This window comes from Paraburkholderia sp. (assembly GCF_026225065.1).
In the GTDB taxonomy this organism is placed as follows: domain Bacteria; phylum Pseudomonadota; class Gammaproteobacteria; order Burkholderiales; family Burkholderiaceae; genus Paraburkholderia.
Window position 1 is genome coordinate 24,529 of record NZ_JAMFSB010000101.1, and the last position, 8,816, is coordinate 33,344.

Below are 8,816 nucleotides of genomic sequence, written 5' to 3' on the forward strand. Positions count from 1 at the left end.
CGAAGGAGAACGAAGAGAGATCCATGGGTCGACAATAAACGATCTATTGGTGAAACGTCAATCGACACTTTCAGAACTACGCGCGGCCCTGCTCACCGCCGGCTCCACTTCAAAAGCCTCACCGGTGGCGAAAAAGGTCCCACCTGCCACGTAATGACAGGTGCGCAGATCAGGATCGTCGCCGAAGTGCCAGCGGTTCTTCGAATAGACGCGACTATCGGCGTACGCCGCCACCACTTCGCCGATGATCAGATCGTGGCGCTGGCTGTCGTCGGGAATCACCTTGCATTCCAGCCACGTGATACAGCCAGCCAACATCGGCACGTCGATAAGCTGGCCCGGAAAGGTCTCCAGGCCGAACGCAGCGAACTTGTCGAGATCGGCGCCGGGCGTCGAGCCGACCGCGAGCGTTTGTCGGGCGAATCCACGGCTCGGCAGTTGCAGGCCGAACACGCCGCTCGCTTCGATCAGTTGTCGCGTGAGCGTACGGCTGTCGACTACCACCACGACTTTCGGCGGATTGAAATCGAGCGGCATCGCCCAGGACGCCGCCATGACGTTCGTACGCCCGGCATGGGCGCTGGTGATGACGGTGACCGGACCGTGATTGAGTAATTGAGTCGCCCGCGGCAATTCCACTGCTTCTCTGGTGCCTTTCATATCTGCCTTAATCGTGCAAACGGTGTATCGGTTTGTGCGGCGTGCCGAGGCATCGCATCAGCGTCAGATGGCATTCTAGCCAGGGTGCGGGTCATCAGTGTCCGGCAGCCCCACAACGTTTCGATACGCATCGAAGCATGCGGTCTCCGCAAGACCCTATGATGAGAACATCGCAGCAACCACGTTGCATGGGATCGGAGTCGCGCACGAAAAGCGCCGGCGCCGATCGACAGGAGATCCACCATGTGTTCGCAACCGAATATCGCGTCCACCGCCTTCCTGATCGCCGATCCGGCCCGCGCCAGCATGCTGATGGCGTTGGTCGACGGACGGGCCCTGCCCGCCGGCGAACTGGCTTATGCGGCCGGCGTAACCGCGCAGACGGCTAGTACGCACCTGGCGAAGCTGCTGGCCGGTGGTTTCGTCGAAGTCGAAGCGCAAGGGCGGCACCGCTACTACCGGTTAAGTGGCTCGCACGTGGCATTGCTGCTGGAAAACCTTGCGTCGATTACGCCGCCGAGCCGCCCTCGTATCAAGCCGCTCAGCGCCGACGCCAGGAAGTTACGGTTTGCGCGCTGCTGTTACGACCATCTGGCTGGACAACTCGGCGTCGCGGTCACCCAGGCGTTGGAGCGGCGCGGAGTGATCGTAGCGGCAGCCGACAAGCAGTTCGAGGTCAGCCTCGCTGGAATGGAATGGTTCGCCCGGATGGGATTGAATGTGCCCGACTTGCAACCTACGCGGCGGGGTCTCGCGCGCCAGTGCCTCGACTGGTCGGAGCGGCAGCATCATCTGGCTGGACCGCTTGGCGTGCAGTGGATGAAGCTGCTGTGTGCGAAAGGCTGGCTGCGACGGGTCAAGGCAACGCGCACCGTGCAGGTGACGCCGCAAGGCTGGGCGTGGCTGAAAGACGAGTTGGGTATCGAAGGAAGGCTGGGCGAACTCGCGGTCGACGACAGAAGCGTGGAACTCGCGCCCTAGGCTCGGACACTATGAACGTTGACTGAGGCAGTGTGACACCGGTTCGCTGCCGCGATGCGCCATCGCAATCTATGGACGGCACATCACGGCAGCACTTGGATTAGCTCTTCTCCCCATGCTCCGGTTCCAACGGTTTGTGCTGCTCCCCACCAAGCCCCGGAAAGAACGCATTCCACGCCGCGCGAACGCCTTCGGCGGCGGTTGCCTCTGCGCTGAAAGACTCGCTTTCGCCCGAGCGGGCCGGATCGGCGGAAAGCCCTCTCCAATGCGTGAATACGAGCAGCGGCTTTTCACTCCACTCGTTCTCGCCGAACTTCGCAAACGCCGTATCGCCGCTCACTAGCTGAACCTCGTACCAGCCATCACGGACGGGCGTATAACGGTCCAGCGGAAACCACGCGGTCGGTCGAATATCCATCATGTCCTCTCTGATTGAACGAAGGTTCGTCACGAGAGAACATTAGGCATTCTTCATGCCCGAGGCAATGTCGAATCCGGTCAGCGAGGCGCGAGGTCCGGTGGAATAAGCGGTGGCATGACATCGCAAAGCCGGGACAGCATGCAGGCGAGCGTCGCGTGTTCAGAGATCGCGTAAAGACAACGCGCCGAGCGTTTCAACGAAAGTAAAACTTACACGACGCGAAGCCACGGGCATGCTCGCGCGTTCACACGCTCACGCATTCGGGTCTCTAGGTCTTCGCACCTGCAACACGCCGCCTCGGACGCACCGTCCCCCCCACCTCGCTTGCACATCGCGCCAGCGAACGGACCGCCGTCTCAATCTGCTCCGCCGACGTATTCCCATAGCCGATCACAAGCCCGTTGTCTTCGTCTTGCGGCCGCAACGTGAACCCGGAAAGCGCACGCGCACTGATCTTTTGCTGCTGCGCAAGATCGACGACCGCGCGATCCGATATGTGCGGCGGCAACCTGAGCGTGAGATGCATGCCGCAATTGCCGCCGAGAACCTGCGCCGGTTCGAAGTGCGCAGCCAACGCCTCGCGCAAGGCCTGTTGCCGCTCGCGATAAAGCCGCCGCATCCGCCCCAGATGACGGCCAAATTCGCCGCCTTCGATAAAGTTCGCCAACGCCCACTGTTCAAGCCGATGACCGCCGCGCAGCATCTCCTGCAACGGTGTGCGCGTCTGCGCCACCATGCTGCGCGGGAGCACGACAAAGCCGATCCGCAGCGCCGGAAACATCGTTTTGCTGAACGACCCGACATAAAGCACCGGCGCGTCGGGCACGAGCCCCTGCATGCTGGCAATCGGCTCGCCGGTGTGACGAAACTCGCCGTCGTAGTCATCCTCGATCAGCCAGGCGCCCGCACGCCGCGCCTGCGCGATAAGTTCGAGCCGCCGCGCCACTGAGAGCACAGCGCCCGTCGGATACTGATGCGCGGGCGACGTATAAATCAGCCTGGGCGGACTGACGCGCCACGCATCGGGCGGCACGGCCATGCCTTCGTGATCGACGCGGATCGGCACGGTTTTCAGATCGCCAAGGTTGAAGGCCGCTTTGGCGCCGCGATAGCCGGGATCTTCAACCCATGCGATATCGCCGGGATTGGTGAGCAGCCTCACACACAGGTTCAACGCTTCCTGCGCGCCCTCGGTGATAACCACCTGTGAGCCGTCGCAGCGAACTCCGCGCGCTACGCGCAGATGTGCGGCAATCGCGTCGCGCAAGGCCGGCTCGCCAGCGGGGTCGCCGTAGCCGAGCAAATGCGGCAGCGCGCGCTCCATGGCGCGCTCGAGCGAACGTCGCCAGGCACCAAGCGGAAAGCGATCGAGCGCCGGGGTGCCCGGCATCAAAACAGCCATCCCGCCAGGGTGCGGGCGGAGCGCGGCGAAAGGCTCGAGCCGCGCAGCATAGGCGACCTCGGCCGTGGCCGGATCCGGGCGCGCGTCGACACGCGACGCTGGGCTGGATAGCGGGTTCACGCGCGTGCCCTTGCGATCGGCCAGCACATAGCCTTCGGCGACCAGGTGGTCGTACGCGATCACCACCGTGTTGCGCGAGACGCCCAGTTCCGCCGCGAGCAGCCTCGACGACGGCAACAAGGCGCCGGCCGGTAGCCGCCCGGCCAGAATTGCCTGCTGGAGACGGCCGATCAATTGCTTCTGCAACGGCACAGGCTTGCCGGCCGGCGTGACGGCGTCATGTGCCAACGGCCCTATGATTTCGATCATCGTGTGTGGACCTGCCTCATGGACCTATCAAATACCGCTTTCGTGGATCTTTTTAACATACCACGTTTGCCGTATCGTCTCCCCTGAATGCAAGCCAGCCAGGAGAAAAAAGTGGAACCACGCCTCAACGAATACATGCAGCCAATCGGCTTTGCCTTACCGGACTGGAAGGGCGCACAGTTGCCCGGGAGCGAGCCGCTCGTCGGACGCTATTGCCGGATCGAGCGAGTCGATGTGGAGCGGCATGTCGAAGACCTCTACGAAGCCTATAGCACCGCCACGGACGGCCGCGACTGGACCTATCTGGCCGTCGGGCCGTTCCAGAGCCTCGAAGCGTATCGCGAGCACCTGACGAAGGCCGCGGCGCTGGCCGATCCGATGCACCATGCCGTGATCGATCTCGCGACCGGCAAAGCCGTCGGCACGCTAGCGTTGATGCGCATCGACGCGCCCAATGGCGTGATCGAAGTCGGCCACGTCACTTACTCGCCGCGTCTGAAGAGAACCCGTATCGCGAGCGACGCGATGGCGCTGTTGATGACCTACGTATTCGAGGACCTTGGATACCGGCGTTTCGAATGGAAGTGCGATTCGCTCAACGCACCGTCACGAGCGGCAGCGCTGCGGTACGGCTTCAAGTTCGAAGGAATCTTCCGCCAGGCGATCGTCACACGTGGACGCAATCGCGATACCGCGTGGTTTTCCGTCATCGACAGTGAATATCCGGCGGTACGCGACGGTTTCGCGCAATGGCTCGGCCAGAGCAATTTCGACGCGGAAGGCAATCAGCGCGAGAAGCTTGCGGATCTGATTGCTCGGCGGCGAGCGGTAGCGGGCGAGGCTGGCGGCTGAATTCGGGGCGTCGAGGTTCGGGGTTCGGGGCTCACGCCCCGACGCACGCGTCTCAGGCAGCCCCTGCGGCGCGGCGCAGATGGATCTGCGGTTTGCCCTTGTAGGTTCCACGGGTCCACTCCAGATAGCCGCACTTCTGCGCCACTCGCAGGGACGGCGCGTTCTCCGGTGCGATGATGCAGGCGGTGTCGGCGGCGGGCCATTTTGCATCGGCCCACTTCAAGGCCGCGCGCACCCCCTCGGTCGCATAGCCGTGCCCCTGTGCGGCGGGCGTCAGCGCCCAGCCAATTTCGGGCATGCCGCCAAGCGACGGCTCGGTCTGCCGCTCGAAATTGGCAAAACCGATTTCGCCGACGAAGCGGCCACTCGCTTTGTCGCGCACCACCCAATACCCGAAGCCCAGCATCGTCCAATGTCCGACATAGCGCAGCAGGCGCGACCAGGTCTCCTCGCGGGTGGACGGCTGGCCGCCGATAAAGCGCGTCACTCCGGGATCGGACCACATCGCGAAGCTATCGTCGAAATCCGCGCGGACATGGGGGCGCATGATCAGGCGATCGGTTTCGAGGAGCGTGCTGAACTCGGTCATTGGGCGGAGGAAAAGGGTTGAGAGTGGATAGGATGATCGCAGATTTTGGGCATAAAATGGTCCGCGCGATCCGCTCTGACCTGCAAGAACGCACGCCCGCAAGAAGCATAAGCGCCCACTCGGAGCACAGCGCATGAAGCTTCGACTCAGATACCTGTCCGCCATTTTCATCAACTTCGCGCTGCCGTGGCTCGCCTACCGCCTCGCCCATCCGCACTGGGGGCAAGCGGGCGCCCTGCTGGCTTCGGCCTTGCCGCTCATTGCGTGGATGACCTGGGACCTGGCGCGTCACCGTCATTTCGATGCCTTGAGCAGCATCGTTCTGATCGGCATCGTGCTCTCGCTGACGACGGTCACTGTGACTGGCGTTCCGCAAGAGCTGACGATTGAAGAACCGATGGTGTCGGGGATGATCGGCGTCGCCTTTCTTGTTTCGCTCGTGCTGCCGCGTCCGCTAGTGTTCTACCTTGCGCGTTCGACCATGGCCCGCGAAAGCATGCAAAGCTCGAGCGAATTCGAGCGGGACTGGAGGGAGAGTCCCACACTGGCCTCGAGAGTCCGCGTCATGACACTGGTGTGGGGCGTCGGCCTTATAGCGGAGAACGTGATACGTACGTCGATTGTTTGGGACGCCGAGAGCAGTCCTCGGGCAGCGATGGTGTCGAATGTCGTGCGCTATAGTTTCTATGGCGTCCTTATGGTGTGGACGTTCTGGTATCGGCGACGTATCAAACAGGATGCCGAACGTTTGGTCAGCGAGCCGCACAGCGCGGCGCACAGCACTAACGTCCCTCGCTAAGCCAGCTCCAGAAACCGCGCTAGGCACGGATTCCGGTTCACCGGCGACCACACCAGCACCTGCTCGATCATCGGCGCATCCGCAAGCGGCCGGAACACCACCCCCGCAAGCTGCGCCTTACGCATCGAAGCGGGCACCAGTGCAACGCCGACGCCTTCGTCGACAAGACTGAGCACGGTCTGCTGCAATTGCACTTCGAAACGGATGTCGGGCTCGAAACCACCCGAGTGGCAATGCTCAAGAATGGTGGCGCGCAACGTGGGCGCCACCTCCTCCGAGGCCAGCACGAACGGCTCGCCCGCCAGTTGCGCAATCTTCAACCGCCGCGCCCGGGCACGCGGATGCGCGCGCGACAGCGCCACGCAGAGCGGTTCGCTGACAATCGTGCGCGCCTCGAGCCCCTTGTTCGGCACGCTCGGAAACATGATCGCCGCGTCGATCTGGCCGGCCAGCACCTGTGCCGCCAGATCGTTCGACACCACCTCGCGCAGATTCAGCGTCACCTCCGGATACGCCGCGCCGAAGGTCCGCGCGTAGCCAGGCACCACGCTATACGCCGCGCACATCGTGAAGCCAACCGCCAGCGTGCCGGCATCGCCATGTGCGGCGGCCCGTGCATTGCGCGCGGCTTGCTCAATTGCGCTGAGAATCGCTTTGGCATCTGCATAGAAACGCTCACCCGCTGCCGTCAGCGTGACGCTGCGTGGACTGCGCTCGATCAGCCTGACGCCCAGGCTCGCTTCAAGCGCCGCCAGTTGGCGGCTCAAAGGCGGTTGCGACAGATTGAGCCGTGCCGCGGCCCGGCCAAAATGGCGGGTCTCGGCAAGAGTCACGAAGTAGCGCAGTGGTTTGACGTCGATCACGATGCAAAAAAGGTATTGTTGAACGCCTGAAACGGTATTTGATTGTATCAACGCGAACCACTACTCTGGCGCATTGTCTTTTCCAGCCGCCAGCCTGCCATACCGATGGTATCGACCCTTGAGATCCTGCTTCCCGTATTTGGCCTGATTTTCGCAGGGTTCGTGTGCCGCAAGCGCGGCCTGCTGGGCCCCACGGCGGCGTCGGAACTGAACCGTTTTGTCGTCTGGCTCGCCCTGCCTGCGCTGCTGTTCGACATCATGGCCCACGCCACCTGGCATCAGCTCTATCAGCCGGCGTTCGTCGCCACCTTCGCGCTCTCCTGTGCCGTCGTATTCGTGCTGATTCTCGTGGTCCGTCTGCTGAGCGGCCGGCCGCTTGCCGATGCCAGCGTCGATGCCATTGCGGGCTCGTATCCGAATACCGGCTACATCGGCTTTCCGCTGTGCCTGATCGCGTTCGGGCCGGCCAGCCAGACGCCGACCACGATCGCCACCATCCTCGTCGCCTGCGTGCTGTTTGCGATCGCGATCGTCCTGATTGAAGTGGGATTGCAGACCGAACGCGCGCCGCATCGACTGGCGTTCAAGGTGGTGCGGTCGCTGGCGCGCAATCCGCTGATCGTGTCGCCGATCGCCGGCGTGCTGGTCGCCAGCGTTCACGTGGCGCTGCCGCAAAGCGCGGAAACGTTTCTGAAGCTGCTAGGCGGTGCGGCAAGCCCCTGCGCGCTGGTCAGCCTCGGGTTGTTCCTTGCTGAAAAACGGACGCCTGCAGACAAGTCCTCAGCACCCTCGGCGTCGAACCACGCCGCGTCCTGGGCACTGACGAGCGCCAAATTGGTGGTGCAACCGGCCTTGACATGGTGGTTGGCCGCACGTGTGTTCGCGCTCTCGCCCATGCTGGTCGAGATGTCGGTCGTGCTCGCCGCGTTGCCCACGGGCACCGGGCCGTTCATGCTTGCGGAGTTCTATCGGCGTGAGGCGCACATCACGTCGCGGACGATACTTCTGTCGACGCTGGGCTCACTCGTGACGCTATCCCTGCTGTTGCTGTATATGCCACGCAGTTGATCCTTCAGGACTTCTCGACTTCGTGGCCCCGACTGGCTGCAGCTGTCGTTCTCGTCGTCGGCGATAACGCGCTGACCAGGCGGACATGCGCCTCGCCGGACGACTCGGCAATCTGCCACGCAAACAAGCCTGGCACGAAGATCAGCAGATCGCGAATCCGCCGCGCCCCCGCGAGTGCGAGGCAAGTTGAAGGGTCGAGACCGATCGCCCCGCCAATCAGGATGAAACCGCCCTCCTGCACCCCCAAGCCTCCGGGCACAAAAAAGGCCGCACTGCTAACCGCCTGGATCAGCGACTCGATCACCACCGCCTCGATAAAGCTAACCTGCGAGCCGAGAAAATACAGCGCGAGCCAGATCTCCAGCGCGGTCAATACGCACTGCAGCGGTTGCCAGAAGAAAAGATAGCGCAGCACGACGCCACGGCGGCGCCAGATCAGCTTGATCGCCTGATCGATCTGCGTCGACTGACCGACAAGCGCAGCCAGCTTGCCACTGGTTGCACGGTTGAGCACGCGGGTGATGCGTTCGAACGGGCTGGCATGCTGCACCAGCGAAAACAGCACCAGCAGGGGCGTGAGCGCGACAATGCCCCATGCCAGATCGGCAGCAAGACGCAACGTGCCGGATGCCGCATGCGCGAACAGAAACCCGATGCCCACCATGGTGAACATCAACTGGCTGATCAGCGTGAGTTGCATATCGACGACGAGACTCGCCGCCGCGGTCGAGCCGCGCAAACCGCGCCGCCGCATCATGCGGAACGACACCACTTCGCCGCCGATGCGCGCCACCGGCAACATGCTGTTGACC

The 8,816-nt window shown here is 63.1% G+C and carries 10 protein-coding genes; 4 read left to right on the plus strand and 6 right to left on the minus strand.

Annotation, left to right across the window (positions count from 1 at the left end):
• Positions 1-57: 57 nt before the first annotated feature.
• Positions 58-660 carry a flavin reductase family protein gene (locus M0954_RS07725; protein ID WP_297352456.1) on the minus strand — a complete coding sequence of 201 codons (603 nt, stop codon included), beginning with the start codon at positions 658-660 and terminating at the stop codon, positions 58-60.
• A 243-nt stretch (positions 661-903) separates the two neighbouring features.
• Here M0954_RS07725 and M0954_RS07730 point away from each other — a divergent pair, with 243 nt between their 5' ends.
• Entirely contained in the window at positions 904-1,641 is a 738-nt protein-coding gene (locus M0954_RS07730; RefSeq protein WP_123386549.1) for a helix-turn-helix transcriptional regulator, read from the plus strand.
• Between the two features lie 100 nt (positions 1,642-1,741).
• On the opposite strand, the gene M0954_RS07735 is transcribed toward M0954_RS07730, so the two are convergent.
• Together M0954_RS07735 and M0954_RS07740 are read right to left on the minus strand one after the other, a co-directional pair.
• Positions 1,742-2,062: a hypothetical protein gene (locus tag M0954_RS07735; RefSeq protein WP_183143266.1), complete on the minus strand. Its 321-nt coding sequence runs from the start codon at positions 2,060-2,062 to the stop codon at positions 1,742-1,744.
• A 268-nt stretch (positions 2,063-2,330) separates the two neighbouring features.
• Positions 2,331-3,833 carry a PLP-dependent aminotransferase family protein gene (locus M0954_RS07740; protein WP_297352458.1) on the minus strand — a complete coding sequence of 501 codons (1,503 nt, stop codon included), beginning with the start codon at positions 3,831-3,833 and terminating at the stop codon, positions 2,331-2,333.
• 111 nt (positions 3,834-3,944) lie between these two features.
• Between M0954_RS07740 and M0954_RS07745 the strand changes: the two genes are divergently transcribed.
• Positions 3,945-4,685, plus strand: coding sequence for a GNAT family protein (locus tag M0954_RS07745; protein WP_297352460.1), 741 nt, complete (start codon positions 3,945-3,947; stop codon positions 4,683-4,685).
• Between the two features lie 52 nt (positions 4,686-4,737).
• On the opposite strand, the gene M0954_RS07750 is transcribed toward M0954_RS07745, so the two are convergent.
• Positions 4,738-5,274, minus strand: coding sequence for a GNAT family N-acetyltransferase (locus tag M0954_RS07750; RefSeq protein ID WP_122157205.1), 537 nt, complete (start codon positions 5,272-5,274; stop codon positions 4,738-4,740).
• A gap of 133 nt (positions 5,275-5,407) precedes the next feature.
• Here M0954_RS07750 and M0954_RS07755 point away from each other — a divergent pair, with 133 nt between their 5' ends.
• The gene (locus M0954_RS07755) at positions 5,408-6,073 is read left to right on the plus strand and encodes a VC0807 family protein (RefSeq protein WP_133893940.1); all 666 of its coding nucleotides are present in this window, start codon (positions 5,408-5,410) and stop codon (positions 6,071-6,073) included.
• Here M0954_RS07755 and M0954_RS07760 read toward each other — a convergent pair.
• Positions 6,070-6,936: a LysR family transcriptional regulator gene (locus tag M0954_RS07760; RefSeq protein WP_297352461.1), complete on the minus strand. Its 867-nt coding sequence runs from the start codon at positions 6,934-6,936 to the stop codon at positions 6,070-6,072. The two genes, M0954_RS07755 and M0954_RS07760, sit on opposite strands and share 4 nt — an antisense overlap.
• Before the next feature lie 105 nt (positions 6,937-7,041).
• Here M0954_RS07760 and M0954_RS07765 point away from each other — a divergent pair, with 105 nt between their 5' ends.
• Positions 7,042-8,004 (plus strand): AEC family transporter, encoded by a 963-nt coding sequence (locus M0954_RS07765; protein ID WP_133893939.1) that lies wholly within the window; start codon positions 7,042-7,044, stop codon positions 8,002-8,004.
• 4 nt (positions 8,005-8,008) lie between these two features.
• Here the strand turns inward: M0954_RS07765 and M0954_RS07770 are convergent.
• Positions 8,009-8,816: lysylphosphatidylglycerol synthase domain-containing protein (locus M0954_RS07770; RefSeq protein ID WP_297352463.1), on the minus strand; the 808-nt coding region annotated here is incomplete at its 5' end.

Bases quoted from the DNA above. Each gene is read 5' to 3' on its own strand.
- M0954_RS07725 (WP_297352456.1), bottom strand. From the start codon at position 660: ATGAAAGGCACCAGAGAAGCAGTGGAATTGCCGCGGGCGACTCAATTA.
- M0954_RS07730 (WP_123386549.1), top strand. From the start codon at position 904: ATGTGTTCGCAACCGAATATCGCGTCCACCGCCTTCCTGATCGCCGAT.
- M0954_RS07735 (WP_183143266.1), bottom strand. From the start codon at position 2,062: ATGATGGATATTCGACCGACCGCGTGGTTTCCGCTGGACCGTTATACG.
- M0954_RS07740 (WP_297352458.1), bottom strand. From the start codon at position 3,833: ATGATCGAAATCATAGGGCCGTTGGCACATGACGCCGTCACGCCGGCC.
- M0954_RS07750 (WP_122157205.1), bottom strand. From the start codon at position 5,274: ATGACCGAGTTCAGCACGCTCCTCGAAACCGATCGCCTGATCATGCGC.
- M0954_RS07755 (WP_133893940.1), top strand. From the start codon at position 5,408: ATGAAGCTTCGACTCAGATACCTGTCCGCCATTTTCATCAACTTCGCG.
- M0954_RS07765 (WP_133893939.1), top strand. From the start codon at position 7,042: ATGGTATCGACCCTTGAGATCCTGCTTCCCGTATTTGGCCTGATTTTC.